At 65.4% G+C, this 21,050-nt stretch carries 20 protein-coding genes; 10 read left to right on the forward strand and 10 right to left on the reverse strand.

Annotation, left to right across the window (positions count from 1 at the left end):
* Positions 1-61: 61 nt before the first annotated feature.
* The 3 genes from K2W81_RS07040 to K2W81_RS07050 form a co-directional block, all read right to left on the reverse strand.
* Entirely contained in the window at positions 62-607 is a 546-nt protein-coding gene (locus K2W81_RS07040; RefSeq protein WP_294102621.1) for a carboxymuconolactone decarboxylase family protein, read from the reverse strand.
* Between the two features lie 115 nt (positions 608-722).
* Entirely contained in the window at positions 723-935 is a 213-nt protein-coding gene (locus K2W81_RS07045; protein WP_294102624.1) for a hypothetical protein, read from the reverse strand.
* Positions 936-1,034: 99 nt separating this feature from the next.
* Complete coding sequence (locus tag K2W81_RS07050) at positions 1,035-1,397, reverse strand: LysR family transcriptional regulator (protein WP_294102628.1); 363 nt, start codon at positions 1,395-1,397, stop codon at positions 1,035-1,037.
* A 63-nt stretch (positions 1,398-1,460) separates the two neighbouring features.
* On the opposite strand from K2W81_RS07050, the gene K2W81_RS07055 reads away from it, so the two are divergent.
* Positions 1,461-1,988 (forward strand): gamma carbonic anhydrase family protein, encoded by a 528-nt coding sequence (locus tag K2W81_RS07055; RefSeq protein WP_294102630.1) that lies wholly within the window; start codon positions 1,461-1,463, stop codon positions 1,986-1,988.
* A gap of 156 nt (positions 1,989-2,144) precedes the next feature.
* On the opposite strand, the gene K2W81_RS07060 is transcribed toward K2W81_RS07055, so the two are convergent.
* Positions 2,145-4,721 (reverse strand): M1 family metallopeptidase, encoded by a 2,577-nt coding sequence (locus tag K2W81_RS07060; protein WP_366932219.1) that lies wholly within the window; start codon positions 4,719-4,721, stop codon positions 2,145-2,147.
* A 125-nt stretch (positions 4,722-4,846) separates the two neighbouring features.
* On the opposite strand from K2W81_RS07060, the gene K2W81_RS07065 reads away from it, so the two are divergent.
* Positions 4,847-5,818 (forward strand): nitronate monooxygenase family protein, encoded by a 972-nt coding sequence (locus K2W81_RS07065; RefSeq protein WP_294102636.1) that lies wholly within the window; start codon positions 4,847-4,849, stop codon positions 5,816-5,818.
* Between the two features lie 495 nt (positions 5,819-6,313).
* Here the strand turns inward: K2W81_RS07065 and K2W81_RS07070 are convergent, their stop codons facing one another.
* Both K2W81_RS07070 and K2W81_RS07075 read right to left on the reverse strand, forming a co-directional pair.
* Complete coding sequence (locus K2W81_RS07070) at positions 6,314-6,772, reverse strand: DUF1465 family protein (RefSeq protein ID WP_294102638.1); 459 nt, start codon at positions 6,770-6,772, stop codon at positions 6,314-6,316.
* A gap of 72 nt (positions 6,773-6,844) precedes the next feature.
* Positions 6,845-7,042, reverse strand: a complete 198-nt coding sequence (locus tag K2W81_RS07075; RefSeq protein WP_066648915.1) for a DUF465 domain-containing protein — start codon at positions 7,040-7,042, stop codon at positions 6,845-6,847.
* Between the two features lie 228 nt (positions 7,043-7,270).
* Between K2W81_RS07075 and K2W81_RS07080 the strand changes: the two genes are divergently transcribed.
* Entirely contained in the window at positions 7,271-7,426 is a 156-nt protein-coding gene (locus K2W81_RS07080; RefSeq protein WP_294102652.1) for a DUF465 domain-containing protein, read from the forward strand.
* 120 nt (positions 7,427-7,546) lie between these two features.
* Here K2W81_RS07080 and K2W81_RS07085 read toward each other — a convergent pair whose 3' ends face one another.
* From K2W81_RS07085 to K2W81_RS07095, 3 genes are all read right to left on the reverse strand, one after another.
* Complete coding sequence (locus K2W81_RS07085; RefSeq protein ID WP_294102654.1) at positions 7,547-7,927, reverse strand: PilZ domain-containing protein; 381 nt, start codon at positions 7,925-7,927, stop codon at positions 7,547-7,549.
* Positions 7,928-8,021: 94 nt separating this feature from the next.
* Positions 8,022-8,489 (reverse strand): RNA polymerase-binding protein DksA, encoded by a 468-nt coding sequence (gene dksA, locus K2W81_RS07090; protein WP_294102656.1) that lies wholly within the window; start codon positions 8,487-8,489, stop codon positions 8,022-8,024.
* A gap of 667 nt (positions 8,490-9,156) precedes the next feature.
* Positions 9,157-10,152, reverse strand: a complete 996-nt coding sequence (locus tag K2W81_RS07095) for a hypothetical protein (RefSeq protein WP_294102658.1) — start codon at positions 10,150-10,152, stop codon at positions 9,157-9,159.
* Between the two features lie 68 nt (positions 10,153-10,220).
* On the opposite strand from K2W81_RS07095, the gene serS reads away from it, so the two are divergent.
* From serS to K2W81_RS07120, 5 genes are all read left to right on the forward strand, one after another.
* Positions 10,221-11,516 carry a serine--tRNA ligase gene (gene serS, locus K2W81_RS07100; protein WP_294102660.1) on the forward strand — a complete coding sequence of 432 codons (1,296 nt, stop codon included), beginning with the start codon at positions 10,221-10,223 and terminating at the stop codon, positions 11,514-11,516.
* Entirely contained in the window at positions 11,516-12,280 is a 765-nt protein-coding gene (gene surE, locus K2W81_RS07105; RefSeq protein ID WP_294102663.1) for a 5'/3'-nucleotidase SurE, read from the forward strand. Before serS ends, surE begins: the two co-directional genes overlap by 1 nt.
* A gap of 34 nt (positions 12,281-12,314) precedes the next feature.
* The gene (locus K2W81_RS07110) at positions 12,315-13,355 is read left to right on the forward strand and encodes a peptidoglycan DD-metalloendopeptidase family protein (RefSeq protein ID WP_294102665.1); all 1,041 of its coding nucleotides are present in this window, start codon (positions 12,315-12,317) and stop codon (positions 13,353-13,355) included.
* A 38-nt stretch (positions 13,356-13,393) separates the two neighbouring features.
* Positions 13,394-14,623: a tyrosine--tRNA ligase gene (gene tyrS, locus K2W81_RS07115; protein ID WP_294102667.1), complete on the forward strand. Its 1,230-nt coding sequence runs from the start codon at positions 13,394-13,396 to the stop codon at positions 14,621-14,623.
* Positions 14,624-14,716: 93 nt separating this feature from the next.
* Positions 14,717-15,037 (forward strand): PilZ domain-containing protein, encoded by a 321-nt coding sequence (locus tag K2W81_RS07120; RefSeq protein WP_294102669.1) that lies wholly within the window; start codon positions 14,717-14,719, stop codon positions 15,035-15,037.
* A gap of 158 nt (positions 15,038-15,195) precedes the next feature.
* Here K2W81_RS07120 and recG read toward each other — a convergent pair whose 3' ends face one another.
* Positions 15,196-17,250: an ATP-dependent DNA helicase RecG gene (gene recG / locus K2W81_RS07125; protein ID WP_294102671.1), complete on the reverse strand. Its 2,055-nt coding sequence runs from the start codon at positions 17,248-17,250 to the stop codon at positions 15,196-15,198.
* Between the two features lie 76 nt (positions 17,251-17,326).
* Between recG and K2W81_RS07130 the strand changes: the two genes are divergently transcribed.
* Entirely contained in the window at positions 17,327-17,593 is a 267-nt protein-coding gene (locus K2W81_RS07130) for a succinate dehydrogenase assembly factor 2 (protein WP_294102672.1), read from the forward strand.
* A gap of 7 nt (positions 17,594-17,600) precedes the next feature.
* Positions 17,601-21,050, forward strand: coding sequence for a transcription-repair coupling factor (gene mfd, locus K2W81_RS07135; RefSeq protein WP_294102673.1), 3,450 nt, complete (start codon positions 17,601-17,603; stop codon positions 21,048-21,050).

The following is a 21,050-nucleotide window of genomic DNA, read 5'->3' on the forward strand; positions in this document are numbered from 1 at the left end:
TACGGTGAATATGGACGGCGGCAAGCCGGGAAGGCGCGGATCACCCTCCCGGCATGTCTACTCAGCCGACGATTTCGGCGACGGGGAAGTCGAGGTCGGTCTTGAACACTTCGTTGACATAGTTGGTCAGCGTGTTGAGCGCGACATGGCCGACGATCTCGAGGATCTGGGCGTCGGTGTAACCAGCGGCGCGCACCGCTTCGACTTCGGCCGCGTCGACAGCGCCGCGCTTTTCGGTGATCGACTTGGCGAACACGATCGCGGCATTGGTGAAGGCGTCGGTCGAGCCGCCCTGGCGGTTGGCAGCGATTTCATCGTCGCCGACCTTCAGCAGGTTCTTGGCGATATAGCCGTGCGCCGAGTTGCAATAGGTGCAGTGGTTCACATTGGCGACCGCGAGCGCAATTGCTTCGCGCGTCTTGGGCTTCAACGCGCCCTTGCCGAGCGCGCCGCCCAGCGAGAGAAGGCCGTCGAGTGTCGCCGGGCTGTTGGCGACCAGACGGTGGAGATTGGGAACGGTGCCGAGTGCGGCCTGAACCGTGGCGAGCAACGGCTGGGCAGCGGCGGGGGCATCAGCGGCGGTAGCGGGAATTGAGATACGTGCCATGAGACATTCCTTCGTGAGGGCCGCATCAGTGCGGACGGACAGCAGATAGAGTGGTCCGAACGTTCGGTCTAGAAACAGATCAATGCCTGTAACAAAGAAAAACTATCATCTTGGGTCACGCTGTGGTGCGCGGTGCCAGGTCGACGTTCGGATGCGGCAGGCGCTTATCGCTGTGATCGCTGGGGTCGAACGGCCGCCAGCCATTGAGGTCGCGGATCAACGGCTTGCTGCACCCGCGACAGGCGCCGCGCATGCTGACCGAATCGTTCCAGACGCGCCGACGATTGATTCGATGTTGTCCGAAAAGGCACTTGATCACTTGCACCACGATCGACCCCCTGCCCGGATAAGCAGCGGTGCCCTAGCAGCTCAAGATGACAGATATGCGCTCGCGCCCGCCGAAAACGGCCAATCGAGCCGCGCGGGCCTAGTCGCGCGGCGCCTCGCGCAATAGTGCCGCCATCGCCGCCAGATCATCGGTGGCAGCGGCCGCAAGCCGCGCTTCCATCGCCCGGTAGCGCGCGAGCACGGCATGGCCCGTCGCCGAGACGCGGGCACCGCGCCCTGCCCCGCCCCCCGCCTGTGCCTCCACCAGCTTGTCGACGAAGCATCGGTTCATGCTGTCGACCAGCAACCAGGTGCGGCGATAGCTCATCCCGAGCACGCGGCCCGCCGCCGAGATCGACCCCGTGCGATCGATCGCCTCAAGCAGATCGGCCTTGCCCGGCCCCATCGCGGGTTCGTCGCCACAGAAAATCTGGGCCTTCAATTTGAGTGGTCCGACGCGCATGGTGCAGGCTAGGCGCAGCAACAGGCACGACGCAAGATGCGCGCGCCAGATGGGGGAGATGTCATGCCGCTCTACGAACTCGACGGGCAACGCCCGGTGCTCGACCCTGCGGGTGCCTGGGTCGCACCGAGTGCCGATCTGATCGGCGACGTGCGGCTCGGGGCCGATGCGAGCGTGTGGTTCGGCGCCGTGATTCGCGGCGACAACACGCCGATCATCGTCGGGCCACGCAGCAATGTGCAGGAAGGCGCAATGCTCCATTCGGACCCCGGCGCGCCGCTGACGATCGGCAGCGATTGCACGATCGGCCACCACGCCATCCTGCACGGCTGCACGATCGGCGATCTTGTGCTGATCGGCATGGGCGCGATCGTGCTCAATCGCGCGGTGATTGGCGAAGGATCGATCGTCGGCGCGGGCGCGCTGGTGACCGAGGGCAAGAGCTTTCCGCCCAACAGCCTGATCATCGGCAGCCCGGCGCGGGTTGTCCGCACGCTCGACGACGCGTCGGCGGCGATGCTGCGCGTGTCGGCGCAGCATTATGTCGAGAAGAGCCGTGCCGGTGCGGTGGGGCTGACACGGATCGACTAGTGCGGCTCGGGACCATGCCGCCCCCTCCCTACCGCTTGCCCTGAGCTTGTCGAAGGGCCGTCCTTCTTTCTCCTGCCGCCGGTAGAAGAAGGACGGTGCTTCGACAAGCTCAGCACGACCGGTTCACGGGTAAGTCCCTTCAGCGCAACCTCTCCCCTAGCTCCCCGCGAGCCACGCCGCCGTCGCCGCGCGCAGCCGGTCCGCCGCCGCCTTGCGCACCGCAATTGCCGTCAGCGCGCGCTTGGCGCCGCCGCGTGATGCTTCGGGCAAGTTCTTTTCCGCAAAGGCCTGGATCTTGCCCGGCATCGCTGGATTGTTCGACCGGCTCCCGAGCGCGACGATGAAGCCGGCGCGCGTGCTGGTTTCGAGCAGGCCGTTGACGAGGTCGAGATTGGCGACGGCAAAATCGAACGCCATGTCGGGATGCCGCCCGGAAATCGCGCCGAGCAGTTCGGCCTTTTGCGGCGCGGTGAAGTCGCTCGCCTTGACCAGATCGAGCGCGCGCGTCGCGAGTGCATCGTCGCGCGCGGTGCCGAGCAGGCGGATATAGCCGTTCTTGGCGACCGGATTGTTGGTCGCCTTGGTGATCGACAAAAGCGCATCCCATTCGGCAGGGGTCGCATTGACGGCATAGGTTGTCAGAATCGGCTGGCGGATCGCGGGCGGAATCGCGTTCGGATCGGTCGCGAGCGCGGTGACATAGCGCCGCGCCTGCGCCGCAACGTCAGGATCACCTGCCAGGCCGAGTCGGGTCACAAGTGTTTCGCGCAAATTGGTGACGATCGGCGCTTCATCGGCTTGGGCGGCAAAGCCGACGCGCGCCATCACCGGCGCGAGCAGCTTGATGGTCCGCGCGCGGAGCGGCGCTTCAAGGTCGGTTTGCGCGTAGAGGCCTGACAGACCGCCAATATCATCGGCGACGCTGTCCCATTCGAGCGGATTGGCGTCGGGCGTCACCGCACCGACCAAATCGAAATAGCGCGCCAGGCTCTGATCGCCCGATGCCGCGAGCGCGAAGTCGTCGCCCAGCGTGCCGAGCCGGTCGGCGACCGACAGCTTGGCGTAATCACGCACCAACACGGCATGCGCCGCGTCATCATATTGCACGCGCACGTAGCTGCCCTTGCCCAGATTGGCGATCACCGGGCCGCAGCCCGCGATCGAGACCGTGTAGGGCGCGTCCTGCTTGACCAAGGTCTTGGTCGGCGCGCCGCCCAAGGTCGCGATCGTCAGCGGCACTTGCCAGCGCTGCGGGACTTTCGACGCCGCATCGAGGCCGAAGCGTGATTGGGTAAGCGTCACGCTCGTGCTGCCACCGCTGCACTGCGCGCCCGACACCGCGATCAGCGGCACGCCGCCCTGCAAGGTGAAGTCGTGCGCGAAGCCCTTCACCGGCATGCTCGACGTGGCTTCGAGCTCGGTCCAGAGCTGGTCGGTCTCAGTATTCCCGTACTTATACTTCGCCATGTAGCGGCGGATACCCGCGCGAAAGGCGTCGGCGCCGAGCGTCGATTCGATCATGCCGATGACCGCCTGACCCTTTTGATAGGTGATGCCATCGAACGCTTCGCCGATCTGGTCAACCGTCTCGACCTTGCGGATGATCGGGTGGGTCGCGGCGGTCGAATCGGCGCCCATCGCGCCTTCGCGGTCCTGCGATATGGCAGTTTCGCGCGCGAACCATTCGGGGTTCAGGTCGCCGCTCGCCTTATTCTCCATCCACGAGGCAAAGCCCTCGTTGAGCCAGAGATCGTCCCACCAGCGCATCGTCACCAGATCGCCGAACCATTGGTGCGCCATTTCGTGCGCAACCGTGATGAAAATGCCCTGCTTGCCGCTCACCGTCGCGCGCTTGGGGTCATAGAGCACGGTCGGCTCGAAGTAGAAAATCGCGCCCCAATTCTCCATCGCGCCGAAGAATTGCGACGAGCCCGGTCCGGCGATCATGTCGAGCTTGGGCAATGGATAAGGCTGGCCGAAATAGTCGTTGTAATAGGTCAGCAACCGCTTGGCCGAGGCGAGCGCATAATCGCCCTGATCGACCACACCGCGCCGGGTGATGATGCCGATCTCGGTCTTGCCCGCCATCACCGTCTTGCGCTCGACATCGCCCATGCCGAAGAACAGCAGGTAGGACGACATCACGGGGGTCTCGGCAAAGCTGAAGAGCTGGCGCCCATCGGTGAGGCGCGACACAGTCGCGGGCATGTTGGAATAGGCAAGCTGCTTGGCCGGCGCCACCGCCGACAGCTTGAACTTCGCCTTGAACGCCGGTTCATCGAACATCGGCGCAAAGCGGCGCGCATCGGGCGCCTCAAACTGCGTCGCCAGCATCCGCTCCGCCGTGCCGTCTGGATTCTTGTAATCGATCGCGAAGAATCCCGCGGCGGTATCATTGATCTTGCCCGACCAGACGAAACCGAGCGTGTGTGCACCGGGCTTGAGCGCCGTCGCCGGGGTCAGCGTTACCTGCTGCTTGGCGGTATCGAACGCGATGCGCGCGGGCTTGCCGTCGATCGTCGCGCGGGTGATTTTCAGATCGGCGGCGTTGAGCGTGATCGTCTTGGTCTTGGGTTTCACCAAAACCGTGATCGTTTCGCGCCCGGTGAAGGTCTTGGCCTGCGCATTGGGATCGATCGTGATGTCGTAACGGGTCGGGGTGACATTGCCGGGCAATTGCCCCACCGCCAGCGCGGGGGCGGACACCGTCGCCATCAGACCCGTCAAAGCCAAGCGCTGCAGGAACGAACCCATTTGCAATACTCCGCAATTTAATTTCCGCCGTTCCTTAAGCGATTTACGCGCCAATGCAATTGGCGCCCGCTGGACAGAAGATTCGGTTGCGCTATGAAACCAACATGAGCCTGCCACCTTTGTTCGACCGCCTGCGCCTGCCCGTGATCGGGTCGCCGCTGTTCATCATTTCGGGCCCGGAGCTCGTCATTGCCCAGTGCAAGGCGGGGATCGTCGGTTCCTTCCCGGCGCTCAATGCGCGGCCGCAAGCACTGCTCGACGAATGGCTTCACCGGATCACCGAAGAGCTGTCGGCGTGGAACCGCGAACACCCCGGTCGCCCGGCAGCGCCCTTCGCCGTCAACCAGATCGTTCATCGCTCGAACGACCGGCTCGAGGCTGATCTGGCCACCTGCGCCAAGTGGCAGGTACCGATCATCATCACCTCGCTCGGCGCGCGTGAGGATCTGAACACCGCCGTGCATGGCTGGGGCGGCATCACGCTGCACGACATCATCGACGACCGGTTTGCGCGCAAAGCGATTGAAAAGGGCGCCGACGGGCTCATCGCGGTCGCGGCGGGTGCCGGTGGCCACGCCGGGCGGCTCTCACCCTTCGCGCTGATCCAGGAAATCCGCCAGTGGTTCGACGGCCCGCTCGCGCTGTCGGGGTCGATCGCTAACGGCGGCGCGGTCCTCGCGGCGCAAGCGATGGGTGCCGACCTCGCCTATATCGGCTCGGCCTTCATCGCGACCGAAGAAGCGAACGCCCAGCCCGCGTACAAGGAATCGATCGTCGCGTCGAAGGCCGCCGACATCGTCTATTCGAACCTGTTCACCGGCGTGCACGGCAATTATCTGAAGAGCTCGATCGAAGCCGCCGGGCTCGACCCGGAGAATCTGCCCGAAGGCGATCTGAGCACGATGAACTTCGGCGGCAACGCGGGCGCCAAGGCGTGGCGCGACATCTGGGGATCGGGCCAGGGCATCGGCGTGGTCGACCATGTCGGGACGGTAGCCGAAATGGTCGAGCGGATCGAAGGCGAGTATCGGGCTGCGCAGGCACGGCTTGGCGTGGCGGAGGCGGTTGCGGCTTAGGCTCTGCTGGATCGGCGAAGCATCTAAGTCTGGTGGTCGGTGGGCTAACGGCGCTCGAATAGCCGCCTGCCCCGCGCTGCCGTTCACTGTGAGCTATTGAGCGACCCGACGAAGCCGGAAGAGCATCAGTATTGAGAGGGCACCTAGGCCCACCGCCGAACCGAGGCCACGAAGGAGCAAAAGACTCTCCGCTTCGGCACCCGCATGACCTCCAAAGCTTCCGAGGGCAAACCCGATTGCCAGAAATAGCCCTGCGGCACGAGCATGGCTTCGATGCGCTGTTGACGCGACGACACCCCATCCCGCGAGGCCGTAGATCAGGATATTTGCGCAGGCAGTGAGGATGGTGAGCATCCGGGACGTTTCCTCGACATCGTGAATAAGCAAGCTAGAGCGCGGACGCCTTTCTCGCAACCTTTGCAAATGCTTCTGGAACGAGGTGTCTACGTCGCGCTGCCCCATTTTGGCAAAAGCCGCGCGGAGATCCGCCAAACCCTATATCGACACCGCCAGCCGCTCCAAAATCGCGCGCGCGGGGCTGTCGATGGGCGTGCCGAGCTGGTCGGCATCGAGCCGCGCGGTGCGGCGGAACAGGTCGATGCTCGCAGCCACCAGCGCGCGCGTCTGCGGCGGCATCGTGGCGATCACTTCGGGGTCCGAATGCGGCGGTGTCCCCAATCGCCGCGAGGGATCGAGCGCGTCGGAGCGGCTCATCTCGCCGGCATCGACCGCGCGCTGGGTGAGCAGCCAGGCAATCACATGCATCAGCCGCGTCGTCACCTTGAGCGATTCGCACGAATAAGCGACGCGCGTCATTGGCTCGAGCGCTTCGCGATCTTCGCGCCCGCCTTCGTCAAAATAGGCCCGTGCCTCGTCGGCGAGCACCATCGCCTCGACGTAAAGCGCGTCGACCAACCTTCGGTGCAGCCGTGAACTGACCTGTTCCGTCCCCATCACTCCGTGCTGCCAGAAACCGGGCGCCGGGGGAATGTGCCGACTCAACGCAATCGTCCCAAAGCGAAGCGATCAGGCGATTATATCGGGGATAAGTTGGTCTTCGAGCAGGCTGATCTCGTCACGCAGCCGCAGCTTGCGCTTTTTGAGGCGAGCGAGCTGGAGCTGATCGGTCGAATTCTGTTCGAACAGCGCGGCAATCGCCGCATCGAGATCGCGGTGCTCGATCTTCAGAATCTCGATCCGCTTTGCGATCTGGCGATCGTCCATGGTCCTGCCTCTGTCGACTGGCCGATGCCGTCCCCCACGAGCCATAGCAAAACTGCGCGCCGAGGCGAGCCCCAAACGGGCAGAAACGCAGCCTTAACCGCTCATCGCACAAATCATCGGGTCTGCCGCGCGCGTCGCGATTCGACTCGCGACAAGGCGGCAAAACTATGCTGTATTTATCAACCCGCCTGTTGTCGGGCGGGCTATTCAGGAAAGGAAATCCTCTCCATGCACAGCGGTCATCAAGCAACTCTCGCGGCCAAGCACGCTACGCTCGATCAACGGATCGCGCGCGAATCGCAGCGTCCCTTGCCCGATGCCATGACGATTGCGCACCTGAAGAAACTGAAGCTGAAGATCAAGGAAGAACTCGCGGCGCAATAAGCGCGGCGATCACCGGGCGACCCAAATCGGACGACCCAAATCGGACGGCCCAGGTCGGACAGAAATGAGGGCGCGCAACCCGCAAAGGGTTGCGCGACCGCACGATGGCACATCATCACGCTAGAAGATTGGCAGAATCGGCTTGACGATGAGCGGCGCCTTGGCACCGCCGGTGACGGGCTTGCGCGCGAGCACCGGATCGATCGGGTGATCGAAGGCGACGCCGATCCGCCCCGCCACGCTCCACGCGACGCGGCCCGGAATCCAGCCAATGCCGCGCACGTCGAATTCGACGGCAGCCCCTTGAGCAATCGGGTCGGTGATCTCAGCCATCAACCCGCCTGAGGAAAGATTGCGGATCCGCACCTGGCGCGCGACGTCGCGCTGCGCGCTCTGACGGAATTGCGCGACCAGAAACAGGCTGTCACGGCTCTGGTTTCGCTTGTGCGCGCCGTCTTCAGCCGATGAGTCCTGCACCGGATTGCGCCCGACGTGATCCATGCCTGCTTGCCTGACTTCCTATGAGGGTCTGGCAAAAGGGCTAGCAGGCAATGCTTAGCAATTTACTTAAGATCGGCGGCGCGGCGCCCGGTGATTAGTCTTCGCGGGAAACTTTTTCGTGGCGTTCGTGGCGTTCCTGCGCCTCGACCGTCATCGTCGCGATTGGCCGCGCTTCGAGCCGGGCGAGCGAGATCGGCTCGCCGGTCACTTCGCAATAGCCATATTCGCCGTCCTCGATCCGGCGCAGCGCGGCGTCGATCTTCGAAATAAGCTTGCGCTGGCGGTCGCGGGTGCGCAGCTCAATCGACCAGTCAGTCTCGCTAGACGCGCGATCGGTGAGATCAGCCTCGCGCAGGCTTTCGGTCTGCAATTGCGACAGCGTGCCCTGCGCTTCGAGCAGGATCGCATCCTTCCATTGCAACAGCTTGCCGCGAAAATACTCGAGCTGGCGCGGGTTCATAAAGGGTTCGGACGCACTCGGCCGATAGCCGCCGTCGCCGTCATTGGCCGGAATCGGCCCGAGCTTTTCCGTTTCGTCGACGCGGTTCACCAGCGATGCCATCCCCACTCTCCTGACGCATACACGGGCATTAAGCCCCAAGCCCCTTGAGCGCGCCTATAGCCACACCATTGCCGGTCGACAAGCGAGCCAATGGACGAAAAGCACGGCCTTTCGGCCCTTTGCGCGCGATCAGCCTGCGTCGCGCGCCGACAGCGCGGCAGATCGCAGGCAGAACGCATCATTGATTAACAATTCCGATGCGTCCGGGCGCCCGCCCCCGCCAATTCCGTACCAATAAGATACGTTAACCGATTAATGCTGCCCGACCGTGCGCTGATCAGCGCCATCGGACGCCAAATCATGGTTAACGTTGTTGAACTTAACGCTTTGTTCTGCACTTTGGGACAAGAGCGACAAGTCCGTCGACCATGTGATCCATCATGTGGCTGACCGGCAAATTTTGAGAGAGTGACGCAATGTCTGTGCGGATGGCCCTGGCGAAACTATGTGCTTGCGCGTGCGGTGGCGCCGTTGTCGGCGGTGGTGCGGTCCATGTGACCGAATCGGCCAAGCCGCGCCCGGCCTATGTCAAGCATAGCAAGAAGATCGTGCGGACCACGGTTGCGCGGCAAGGCACGCGCGTTCGCCGGGTGGTGACGCGGACGACGGCGACCTGCCCGCCCGCGACCGTTCAGATCGCGAGCCAGCCGATCCCGCTGCCCCCGCCCTATGCCGCATCGAGCGGCGACTTCCCGGTTTCGGGCGGTGGCGGCGGCGTCGCGCCGGTGATCATCGGCGGCAGTGGCGGCTTTGGCGGCGGCTTTGGTGGCTTTTTCGCAGGCGGCTTCTTTGGCGGCGGTGGTGGCAGCAGCGGCGTCGTGATCTCATCGAACGGTGGTGGCACGTCGAGCAGCACCAGCAGCGGCGCGACCTCGTCGAGCACCAGCTCGGGCGCGTCGAGCGGCACAAGTTCGGGTACATCCAGCGGGACGTCGAGTGGCGCGTCGAGCGGCATCGTCATCAACATTTCGTCGACGTCGAGCACGGGCGGTTCGGGCGGCTCTTCGTCGTCGACCTCATCGGGCGGCAGCGGCGGGTCATCGACGTCGTCGGGTAACGTTTCGAGCACGTCGTCAACCGGCGGCTCTTCGACTGGCGGTTCGTCGACCGGCGGATCGTCGTCGTCGACCTCGTCGGGCGGCGTCTCCAGCACGTCGTCGAGCGGCGAAGTGTCGAGCACGTCATCGACCGGCGGTTCATCGACGGGCGGTTCGTCGACCTCGACGGGCGGTTCATCGACGGGTGGTTCGTCGACCTCGACCGGCGGTTCGTCGACTTCAACCGGTGGCTCGTCCACCTCGACGGGTGGATCGTCCTCATCGGGCAATGTCTCGTCGGCTTCGTCGGGCGATGTTTCGAGCTCGACCTCGTCGTCGAGCGCATCGAGCGCCAGCAGCGCATCGAGCGCGAGCAGCAGCGGCTCGTCGTCAATGGGTTCGTCGAGCGTCGGCTTCAGCACCAGCGCGTCGGGCTCGACCTCGGCCAGCGGCAGCTCGGGGTCGTCGGGTTCGGCATCTTCGGCTTCGTCGGCATCGAGCGCGTCGTCGGGCAGCAGCGGCAGCTCGGGATCGAGCGGCACGCCGACTCCGGTCCCGGCCCCGCCGATGGTGCTGCTCTTCGGCGCCGCCGCCGCGGCGCTGGTCGCGCGCAAGCGGCTCGCCAAGCGCAACGTCGAGGTCGCCGCCGCATAAGCTTGCGTCCCGGCAAGGCCCTCGCCATAGCGCGGGGGCCATGCACGACATCAGACTGATCCGCGAAAACAAGGCCGCTTTCGACGCGCAACTCGCGCGGCGCGGCTTGGCGTCACAAGCGGCCGCCCTCGCCGCGCTCGACGAACGCCGCCGCGCGCTTGCGACCGAAATGCAGGCCGTTCAGGCGCGGCGTAACGATGCATCGAAGCTCATCGGCGCGGCCATGGCCAAGGGTGACAAGGACAGTGCCGAGGCGCTGAAGGCCGAGGTCGCCGCCCTGAAGGAACGCCTGCCTGCGCTGGAGGCGGAGGAAAAGGATGTCGCGGCCCAGCTCAAGGCCGCGCTCGAGATCATCCCCAATTTGCCCGCCGATGATGTGCCATTTGGCACCGGCGAAGAAGGCAATGTCGAGGTCGCCACCTGGGGCACGCCGCGCGCGTTCGACTTTGCGCCGAAGGAACATGCCGACCTGGCGCCTGCGCTGGGGATGGATTTCGAAACCGGCACGCGGCTATCGGGCGCGCGCTTCACATTTCTGCGCGGCGACATGGCCCGCCTCCACCGCGCGCTCGGCCAGTTCATGCTCGACATACAGACGCGCGAGCACGGCTATGAGGAATGCAACCCGCCCGTTCTGGTGAAGGACGAGGCGATGTATGGCACTGATAAGTTGCCGAAGTTTGCCGAGGATAGTTTTCGCACTACTGACGATCGCTGGCTCATCCCCACCAGCGAAGTCTCCCTCACCGCCAGTGTTATGGGCGAGTTGCTCGACGAAAGCGTGCTCCCGATGCGCCTCACTGCGCTCACCCTGTGCTTTCGCTCCGAAGCGGGGGCGGCGGGGCGCGACACGCGCGGGTTCATTCGCCAGCACCAGTTCGAAAAGTGCGAACTGGTCAGCATCGTGCGCCCCGAAGACAGCGAGGCCGAGCATGAGCGGATGACACGCGCCGCGGAGACGATCCTCGAACGGCTCAATCTGCCTTATCGCAAGCTGTTGCTGTGCACCGGCGACATGGGCTTCGGCGCGCGCAAGACCTATGACCTCGAAGTCTGGCTGCCGGGTCAGAACGCGTATCGCGAGATCAGCTCCTGCTCGAACACCGGCGAGTTTCAGGCGCGGCGGATGAACACGCGGTACCGCGTCGCCAAAGACAGTGGGGGCGAGCAGAAGAAGACCGAGTTCGTCCACACGCTCAACGGCTCGGGCCTTGCGGTCGGGCGCACCTTGGTGGCGGTGATCGAGAATTATCAGAATGCGGACGGCAGCGTTACCGTACCCGACGCCCTGCTGCCGTACATGGGCGGCGTCACCCGGCTGGAGCCCAAAGCCTGATGCGCATCCTGCTCACCAATGACGACGGTTATCATGCGCCTGGTCTCAAGGTGTTGGAGGCAATTGCTGCGACCATTTCTGACGATGTGTGGATCGTCGCCCCCGCCGATGAACAGTCAGGCGCAGGCCATTCGCTCACCCTCTCCCGCCCGATCCGCGTGCGCAACCATGGCGACAAGCGCTACGCCGTCGCGGGCACGCCGACCGATGCGGTGATGATGGCGCTCGCCAAGATCATGAAGGACACGCCGCCCGACCTGATCCTGTCGGGCGTCAATCGCGGCGCCAATCTCGCTGAGGATGTCACCTACTCCGGCACGGTTTCGGCGGCGATGGAAGGGGCGCTTGCCGGGGTCCGATCGATTGCGCTGAGCCAAGCCTATGCTCGCGAAGGCATGGGCGATGTCGTCCCGTTCGAAGCGGCCAGCACTTGGGGTGAGCGCGTGCTGCGCCCGCTGCTCGATGCGCCGCTCGCGCCACGCACGCTGGTCAACATCAATTTCCCCGCGCTGCCCGCCGCCGACGTGCTTGGCGTGCGTGTCGTCGGTCAGGGCCTGCGCGACTATGGCCGGTTGCAGATCGTCACCAATCGCGATCCGCGCGGATATGAATATCACTGGTTCGGTCTGGGGCCGTCGATCGAGACGCCCGCGCAGTCGACCGATGTCGAAGCGGTCGCCGATGGTTACATTTCGGTGACGCCGCTCCATCTCGACCTGACACATCGCGAATCGCTCGATATGCTGGCGGCGGCGTATCGTTAACGAAGGTGGCTTGAAGATGCGGCGGTGGGGGAAAATGCTGGCTCTGGCGGCGCTGGCGCTGGTCGCTGGCTGTGTGCCGCCGCCGATCGAGCGCGCAGGTGATTACCCGCCCGAACGTCGCCCGACGCTGCCGCCGCCGCAGGTTGAGGCCGACACGCGCTTGCCCGGCCCGCCGCCGCGCCCGGCGTGGGAAGCGCGCCCCGTCACCCCCGATGCGGTCGATGTCACCGCGAGCGACTATGTCGTGGTGGCGGGCGACACGCTGCGCGCCATCGCCAACCGCACCGGCGCCGGGACCGAAGCGATCGGCAACGCCAATGGCTTGATCCCGCCCTATACCGTCTATGTCGGCCAGCGGTTGCACATCCCGGCGGGGCGCTATCACCTCGTCCGACCCGGCGAGACCGGCATCGCCATTGCCCGCGCCTATGGCGTGCCCTGGGCGCAGATCGTCGCCGCCAATGATCTGTTCGAACCCTATGTGCTCCGTGCCGGGCGGCGGATTATCATCCCCCGCAGCAGCAGCACCCCGCCGAGCGCCGCCGAACGTGCCGCCGCTTTCCACCTCGACATTGACGATATCGTCACCGGCAGCGAGCCCGCGCTCGCCGCGAACACACGCCCCGCCCCGCCGACCAGCTCGCCGACGCGCATCCTGCCGCCCGAAGCCGCCATCGCCGCGCCACCGCGCCGCACCGGCGGGTTTGGCTGGCCGATCACGGGCAATGTCGTGCGACGCTTCGGCCCCGGCGGCACCGGCGAGCGGATGGACGGGATCAAGATTGCCGCGCGCGCTGGAACACCGGTGCTCGCCACAGCCGATGGCGTGGTCCTCTATGTCGGCGATGGCGTGCCGGGCCTCGGCAGTCTGGTGATGGTCAAGCACAGCGACGGCTGGGTCAGTGTGTACGGCCACAACAGCCAGTTGCTCGTCCAGCGCGGGCAAGTGATCAAACGGGGCCAGACGATCGCGCTTTCAGGCGCAAGCGGTACGGCCGACCGGCCCGAACTCCATTTCGAACTGCGCAAGGGCCGCACCCCGGTCGATCCGCTGACGCAGTTGCCTGCGCGCTGAGATTGCACGAGCGCGGCACTTTCCTCTAAGCGGTCGGCATGACCTATGCTTCCGATCTGCTCCGCCTGCTCGACAGCCGCGGCTATATCCACCAGCTGACCGACGCAGCAGGACTCGACGCGCTGGCGGCGAAGCAGATCGTACCGGGCTATATCGGTTTCGATGCGACCGCGCCGTCGCTGCACGTCGGCAATCTGATGGTGATCATGCTGCTGCGCCGCCTGCAACAGGCGGGGCACAAGCCGATCGTCGTGATGGGCGGCGGGACGACCAAGGTCGGCGATCCATCGGGCAAGGATGAAGTCCGCAAGCTGCTCGACGATGACGGCATCAACGCCAATATCGCCTCGATCAAGCGGATTTTCGAACGATTTTTGACCTTTGGCGACGGCCCGACCGACGCGATCATGGTCAACAATGCCGATTGGCTGGACTCGCTTGAATATATCCCGTTCCTGCGCGACATCGGCCGCCATTTCACGATCAACCGGATGCTGGCGTTTGATTCGGTCAAGCTGCGGCTGGATCGCGAGCAGCCGCTGACCTTCCTGGAATTCAACTACATGATCCTCCAGGCCTATGATTTTCTTGAGCTTTCGAGGCGCGTCGGCTGCCGCCTGCAACTGGGTGGATCGGATCAATGGGGCAATATCGTCAACGGGATCGAACTGGCGCGGCGGATCGACGGTACCGAAGTGTTCGGCGTCACCGCACCGCTGGTGACCAAGGCCGATGGCAGCAAGATGGGCAAATCGGTGTCGGGCGCGGTTTGGCTGCACGAAGACCAGCTATCACATTATGATTACTGGCAATTCTGGCGCAACACTGACGATCGCGATGTCGGGCGCTGGCTGCGCTTGTTCACCGATGTGCCGCTGGATGAGATCGCGCGGCTCGAGGCGCTCGAAGGCGCCGAGATCAACGCCGCCAAGATCGCGCTCGCCAATGCCGCGACGGTGATGTGCCGGGGCGAGGCAGCCGCCAGCGAAGCCGCCGACACCGCACGGCGGCTGTTCGAGGAAGGCGACGCGGGCGGCGCGCTGCCGACCTTTGCCGTTGCGGGCGGCAGCATCGCGTTGGTCGACGCCCTCGTTGCGCTGGGCTTTGCGGCATCCAAGGGCGAAGCGCGGCGGCTGATCAAGGGCGGCGGCGCCCGGGTCGACGGCGAGAAGGTGGCCGACGAAGCGCTGGTGATCGCGATCGGTGCCGAACCCGTCCGGCTGTCGGCCGGCAAGAAGAACCACGGCCTGCTGACCTCTACACAATAAGTTGTAATCAATCCCGCGTTAGGCCTTTTTCTACCGGCGCCATTTACCTGCAACTGCGAGCTTCCAGACGGGCAGCAAACAAGGATGGCGAATATGGCAGGCAGCATGGCCGCCGCATATCGGGATGATCGGATCGTCGGCCGCGACGAAGTGCATTATCGCGCCCGCGCCATCGGCCCCGATGCGCGCCCGCTGGCGCTGGTGATCGTCAACATCTCGGCGCTGGGGCTGATGGCGCGGTGCGAAGGCGAGTTCCGCGAAGGCGACCGGCTGCACATCACCTTGCCCGTCATCGGGGTTGTGGTTGCGCAGATCCGCTGGTCGCTCGGTGGACGGATCGGCTGCGAGCTCGACCGGATGATCGAGCTGGCGGATTATTATGATCTGCTCGCGGCCATGCTCAAGCCGCGCTGAGGTTGTGGTCTAATCGGAGAACCCTCAATCCGTTCGTGTCGAGCATAGTCGAGACGCGCTGGGGTGTCGCTTGTGGCCGGTTTCTCGACTTCGCTCGAAACAAACGGTTGAATGGGGAGACATCAAACTCTGATCCAGCGATTTAGGGGGAGCGTCGGCTACCCCGACCGGAGCAGCGCCACCCCCGCGTCGCGTTCGAACAGGTAGAGCGCCAGCCGCGCCGCTTGGCCCCGCCCGCCCGCCAGCCCGCCGTCGCGGTCGATCAGCAGCCTTGTGTCGTCGTGCGCGATCGGCAGCAACTCGCTCAGCATCTCCGGGCTGGCGAGCCGGAATTGCGCTTCGCCCGATTGGCGCGTGCCGAGCAATTCACCCGCGCCGCGCAACCGCAAATCCTCCTCGGCGATGCGGAAGCCGTCGTTGGTCTCGCGCATCAACGCGAGCCGCGCGCGCGCTGTTTCGCTGAGGTGGCTCCCACGGATCAGCAGACAGTTCGATGCCCCGCTCCCGCGCCCCACCCGCCCGCGCAACTGGTGCAGCTGGGCGAGGCCAAAGCGATCGGCGGCTTCGATTACGATGAGGGTCGCATTCGGCACATCGACACCGACCTCGATCACCGTCGTCGCGACCAGCACCCCGGTGCGCCCCGCCGAGAAGGCGGCCATCACCGCGTCCTTTTCCGGCCCCTTCATCCGCCCATGCACCAGCGCGACCTTGTCGCCGAAGCGCGCGCGCAGTGTTTCGGCGCGGGCCTCGGCAGCAGCGAGATCGCTCTTCTCGGACTCCTCGACCAGCGGGCACACCCAATAGGCCTGCCCCCCCGCCGCCAAATGCCGCCCCAGCCCCTCGACGACATCGGCGAGCCGGTCCTCCGAGATCACGCGCGTCTCGATCGGCGTGCGGCCCGGCGGCATTTCGTCGAGCTTGCTGACGTCCATCTCGCCGTAAACGGCCAGCGTCAGGGTGCGCGGAATCGGCGTTGCGGTCATTGCGAGCAAATGCGGGTGCTGGCCCTTGGCGGTGAGCATCATCCGCTCGGCGACGCCGAAGCGGTGCTGCTCGTCGACCACGATCAGGCCGAGGTCTTTATAGCCGACCGCCTCCTGGAAGATCGCGTGGGTGCCGATCAGGATATCGATCGACCCATCGGCGAGGCCCATCAAGGTCGCCTCGCGCACGCGCCCCTTGTCGCGCCCGGTGAGCACCGCGATGTTGACCGGTAGCCCCGCGAGCAACCGCTGGAGACTGTCGAAATGCTGGCGCGCGAGGATTTCGGTGGGAGCAAGGAACGCGCCTTGCGTCCCCGCTTCCACCGCGATCAGCAGCGCCATCGCCGCGACCAGCGTCTTGCCCGATCCGACATCGCCTTGCAGCAGCCGCAGCATCGGCTGGGTCTGGCGCAGATCGCCCTCGATCTCCGCCACTGACCGGGTCTGCGCGCCGGTCGGCTGGTAGGGTAGCTGAAGCATCGCGCGCAGCCGTCCGTCGCCGACCAGCGCCCTACCCTTGCGTGCGCGGGTGGAGGCGCGCACCAAAGTCAACGCGAGTTGGTTGGCGAACGCTTCGTCATAGGCGAGCCTCGCCCGCGCAGGCCCGTCCTGCGGATCGGCGTGAACGCGGACGAGGGCTTCGCGCCATCCCGGCCAGCCGCGCTGCGCGAGCAGCCCCGGCTCGACCCATTCGGGCAGATCGGGCGCGCGCTCGATCGCCTGGCCCGCGAGCAGGCCCAACCGCTTTGACGTCATGCCATCGGACAGCGGATAGATCGCCTCGCGCCCGCCAATCCCATCGGCCTCGTCGAGCGGGACGACGTGATCGGGGTGGATGATCCGCAATTCCTGCCCGTACATTTCGAGCCGCCCCGACACGCGCCGCGCTTCGCCCAAGGGCAGCAGCTTCTTCACCCAGCCGCCATTGCCGCCGAAATAGACGAGGCTGACGTAATTGCCCTTGGCATCGGTGGCATGCACCCGCATCGGCCCGCGCCCGCCTTGCTTGTAATCGACCGCCGTCAGCGTGATCACGACCGTCTGCCCGGCATCCGCCATGTCGAGCTCGTCGCGCGCGACGCGGTCGATCCACCCGGTCGGCAGATGAAAGGCCACGTCGATCACGCGCGCGATCCCCAGCCGGTCGAGCGGTTTGGCGAGTGCTGGCCCCACGCCCTTCAGCGCGGTGATCTCGGCGAACAGTGGATTGAGGATTTGCGGGCGCATGACTATGTCGCCTCTGTAACCCGAGCCGGCACCTGCTTCCAAGCGGTGACCCGGCCAATCGCCGTTGGAGTGTTTGATGGACCGCGAGACTCGCCTGAAACGCCTGCACTTCCGCGCGCACCACCGCGGCACCAAGGAAGCCGATCTGCTGATCGGCGGCTTCTTCGACGCGCATGGCGCCGGCTGGTCGGAGGCCGAGATGGCGCTGTTCGAGGAACTGATCGAGGAGCAGGACGTCGACATCATGGCCTGGGCGATGGCGACGCAGGTGGCGCCCGCGCGCTATGAGGGATCGATCCTCGCGGCGCTGAAGGTGCTAAATTACGTGCCGGTGGCCGACTAAGTCGCCAATGCCCAACCTCGCCACTCTCCTCACCGCCCCCGCACCGCTCACCCTTGCGGGGGTGCCGAACGGCTTCCTGCCCTGGCTGCTCGCCGATCTCGCGCGCGCGGCTGGGCGCACCGTGTTCATCGCCCCCGACGAAGCGGCGATGCGCGCGATCGAGGCGGCGGCGCCCTTTTTCGCGCCCGAGATCGAGACGATCGCCTATCCGGCGTGGGATTGCCTGCCCTATGACCGCGCCTCGCCCACGCTGCGAGTGATGGCCGAGCGGGTGGCGGCGCTCCACAAGCTGCAAGCCAAGCGCACCCGCCCGCAGTTGATCCTGACGACCGCCAACGCCGCCGCGCAACGCACGCTCACCCCATTCCGCATCCGCCAGCTCGTCGCGACACTCGCGCCGGGCGAGCGGATCGGGCGCGACCGAGTTGCAGGGCTACTCCAGGCCAATGGCTATATGCGCGTAGAGACGGTGACCGATTCGGGCGAATATGCGGTGCGCGGCGGGCTGGTCGATCTGTTCCCCAGCGGAGCCGAGGCAAGTCTGCGGCTCGATTTTTTCGGCGACGAGATCGAATCGGTCCGCACTTTCGACCCCGCCGACCAGCGCACGACCGGGCGGCTCGATGGCTTCACGCTGTTGCCCGCGTCCGAAGCGTTGCTCGACGAGGACAGCGTCAAGCGCTTCCGCACCCGCTACCGCGACCGCTTCGGCGCGACCGCGACCGGCGATCCGCTTTATCAGGCGATCAGCGAGGGGCGGCGGCTGGCGGGGATGGAGCATTGGCTGCCGCTGTTCGAGGAAAAGCTCGCAACCCTGTTCGACCATCTTGGCGACGACACCGTGATCGTGTGCGATTCGGGGGTCGCGAGCGCGGTCGAAAGCCGGTTCGAGGCGATCAGCGATTATCACGCCAACCGCGTTCGCGCTCAGTCGAACGATCCCGGCAGCTATCGCCCGCTCCCCGCCGACCAGCTCTATCTCGCCCCCACCGAATGGCAGGCGCGGCTTGAGAGCGCGAAGGCCCACCTCGTCACCCCGTTCCACGAACCCGCAAGCGAGCGCGTGCTCGAATTCGACGTCGACGGCCCGCGCGACTTCGCGCCCGAGCGCGCATCGGGCGCCAATATCTACGAAGCCGTGACCGATCACGCCGCCAAGGTGATGAAAAAGCGCAAACTCGTGCTCGCCAGCTATTCGATCGGCGCGCGCGACCGGCTGTCGGGGTTGCTCGCCGATCATGGCCTGAAGCGGCTGATGAAGGCGGATAGCTGGCAGGACGCGCTGGGGCTTGCTGCCAGCGGCAATGTCGCGCTGATCGTCCTGCCGCTCGACCACGGCTTTACCGCGCCCGATGTCGCGGTGCTGACCGAGCAGGACATGCTCGGCGACCGGCTGGTGCGCCGGACCAAGCGCCGCAAGTCGGCCGACGCCTTCCTCGCCGAACTGGCGACGCTCACTCCTGGCGATCTCGTCGTCCATGTCGATCACGGCATCGGCCGCTATATCGGGCTGACGCAAATCCCGGTCGGCCAGAGTCCGCATGATTGCGTCGCGCTCGAATATGCCGGCGGCGACAAGCTCTACGTGCCCGTTGAGAACATCGACGTGCTCAGCCGCTATGGCAGCGACGAGGCGGGGACGCTCGACCGGCTGGGCGGCGAGGCATGGCAGCGGCGCAAGTCGAAGATGAAGGATCGCATCCGCGAGATTGCGGGTGAACTGATTGCGATCGCAGCCGAACGCGCGCTGCGCCCCGGCGAAATCGCCGAACCCGATGCGAGTGGCTATCCGAGCTTTGTCGATCGCTTTCCGTACCAGGAAACCGACGATCAGGACCGCGCGATCGGCGAAGTGCTCGACGATCTGGCGGCGGGCAAGCCGATGGACCGGCTGATCGTCGGCGATGTCGGCTTCGGCAAGACCGAGATCGCGCTGCGCGCCGCCTTCGTGGCGGCGATGGCGGGGCTGCAAGTCGCAGTGGTCTGCCCGACGACGTTGCTCGCGCGCCAGCATTACAACAACTTCGTCGCGCGTTTCGAAGGCTTCCCGCTCAGGATCGGGCGCCTGTCGCGCCTCGTCACCGCCGCCGAGGCCAAGACGACGCGCGAGGGGCTCGAGGCCGGCACGATCGACATCGTCATCGGCACTCATGCCATCCTCGCCAAGAGCGTCGGCTTCAAGCGGCTAGGCCTTGTCGTGGTGGATGAGGAACAGCGGTTCGGGGTCACGCACAAGGAGCGGCTGAAGGCGCTCAAGAGCGATGTCCATGTCCTCACCCTCACCGCGACGCCAATCCCGCGCACGCTCCAGATGGCGATGAGCGGCCTGCGCGAACTGTCGGTGATCCAGACCCCGCCGGTCGACCGGCTCGCGGTGCGCACCTATGTGATGCCGTGGGACCCGGTGGTGCTGCGCGAGGCGCTGCTGCGCGAGCATTACCGCGGCGGGCAAAGCTTCTTCGTCACCCCGCGCATCGCCGACCTGCCCGAGATCGAGGAATTTCTGCGCGAGCACGTCCCCGAAGTCCGCTACGTCGTCGCGCACGGCCAGATGGCGCCGACGCAAGTCGAAGAGCGGATGAGCGCCTTCTACGACAAGAAATTCGAAGTGCTCGTGTCGACGACGATTGTCGAATCGGGCCTCGACATCCCAAGCGCGAACACGATGATCATCCACCGCGCCGATCGCTTCGGCCTCGCCCAGCTCTATCAACTGCGCGGGCGCGTCGGGCGCGCCAAGACGCGAGCCTACGCTTACCTCACGACGCCAGCCGACCGGATCGTCACCGAAACCGCCGAGAAGCGGCTCAAAGTCCTTTCCGATCTCGAATCACTCGGCGCGGGGTTCCAGCTCGCGAGCCACGATCTCGACATTCGGGGTGCGGGCAATCTGCTTGGCGACGAGCAATCGGGGCATATCCGCGAAGTCGGCTATGAACTCTACCAGTCGATGCTTGAGGAAGCGATCATGGACGCCAAGGCCGGCGGCATGGCGAAGCGTCCACGCGACTTCTCACCCCAGATCACGATCGACGCGCCGATCTTGATCCCCGACGATTATGTCCCCGATCTCGATCTGCGCATGGGGCTCTACCGCCGCCTCAACGACATTGACGAGCCCCAGGGCATCGAATCCTTCGCCGCTGAACTGATCGACCGCTTCGGCCCGCTGCCCGACGCGACCGAGAATCTGATCCGCCTCATTGAGATCAAGCTGCATGCGAAAAAGGCGTGCGTCGCCAAGATCGACGTCGGTCCGCGCGGGGCGCTGGTCGCGTTCCATGACGACAATCCGCCGAACATTCCGGGGCTGCTGGCCTATGTCGAGCGACTCGGCGGCATTGCCAAGCTGCGGCCCGATTCGAAGCTCGTGCTGACCCGCGCCTGGGGCGATCCCAAAGCGCGGCTCAACGGTGCGCTGCAACTCGCGCGGGGGCTTGCCAAGGCAGTGGGCTGA

This window comes from Sphingomonas sp., assembly GCF_019749955.1.
GTDB lineage: Bacteria > Pseudomonadota > Alphaproteobacteria > Sphingomonadales > Sphingomonadaceae > Sphingomonas.

Excerpts from the sequence above, each read along its gene's own strand:
- K2W81_RS07040 (WP_294102621.1), bottom strand. The coding sequence starts at position 607 with ATGGCACGTATCTCAATTCCCGCTACCGCCGCTGATGCCCCCGCCGCT.
- K2W81_RS07050 (WP_294102628.1), bottom strand. The coding sequence starts at position 1,397 with ATGCGCGTCGGACCACTCAAATTGAAGGCCCAGATTTTCTGTGGCGAC.
- K2W81_RS07055 (WP_294102630.1), top strand. The coding sequence starts at position 1,461 with ATGCCGCTCTACGAACTCGACGGGCAACGCCCGGTGCTCGACCCTGCG.
- K2W81_RS07065 (WP_294102636.1), top strand. The coding sequence starts at position 4,847 with ATGAGCCTGCCACCTTTGTTCGACCGCCTGCGCCTGCCCGTGATCGGG.
- K2W81_RS07070 (WP_294102638.1), bottom strand. The coding sequence starts at position 6,772 with ATGGGGACGGAACAGGTCAGTTCACGGCTGCACCGAAGGTTGGTCGAC.
- K2W81_RS07075 (WP_066648915.1), bottom strand. The coding sequence starts at position 7,042 with ATGGACGATCGCCAGATCGCAAAGCGGATCGAGATTCTGAAGATCGAG.
- K2W81_RS07080 (WP_294102652.1), top strand. The coding sequence starts at position 7,271 with ATGCACAGCGGTCATCAAGCAACTCTCGCGGCCAAGCACGCTACGCTC.
- K2W81_RS07085 (WP_294102654.1), bottom strand. The coding sequence starts at position 7,927 with ATGGATCACGTCGGGCGCAATCCGGTGCAGGACTCATCGGCTGAAGAC.
- dksA (WP_294102656.1), bottom strand. The coding sequence starts at position 8,489 with ATGGCATCGCTGGTGAACCGCGTCGACGAAACGGAAAAGCTCGGGCCG.
- serS (WP_294102660.1), top strand. The coding sequence starts at position 10,221 with ATGCACGACATCAGACTGATCCGCGAAAACAAGGCCGCTTTCGACGCG.
- surE (WP_294102663.1), top strand. The coding sequence starts at position 11,516 with ATGCGCATCCTGCTCACCAATGACGACGGTTATCATGCGCCTGGTCTC.
- K2W81_RS07110 (WP_294102665.1), top strand. The coding sequence starts at position 12,315 with ATGCTGGCTCTGGCGGCGCTGGCGCTGGTCGCTGGCTGTGTGCCGCCG.
- tyrS (WP_294102667.1), top strand. The coding sequence starts at position 13,394 with ATGACCTATGCTTCCGATCTGCTCCGCCTGCTCGACAGCCGCGGCTAT.
- K2W81_RS07120 (WP_294102669.1), top strand. The coding sequence starts at position 14,717 with ATGGCAGGCAGCATGGCCGCCGCATATCGGGATGATCGGATCGTCGGC.
- recG (WP_294102671.1), bottom strand. The coding sequence starts at position 17,250 with ATGCGCCCGCAAATCCTCAATCCACTGTTCGCCGAGATCACCGCGCTG.
- K2W81_RS07130 (WP_294102672.1), top strand. The coding sequence starts at position 17,327 with ATGGACCGCGAGACTCGCCTGAAACGCCTGCACTTCCGCGCGCACCAC.
- mfd (WP_294102673.1), top strand. The coding sequence starts at position 17,601 with ATGCCCAACCTCGCCACTCTCCTCACCGCCCCCGCACCGCTCACCCTT.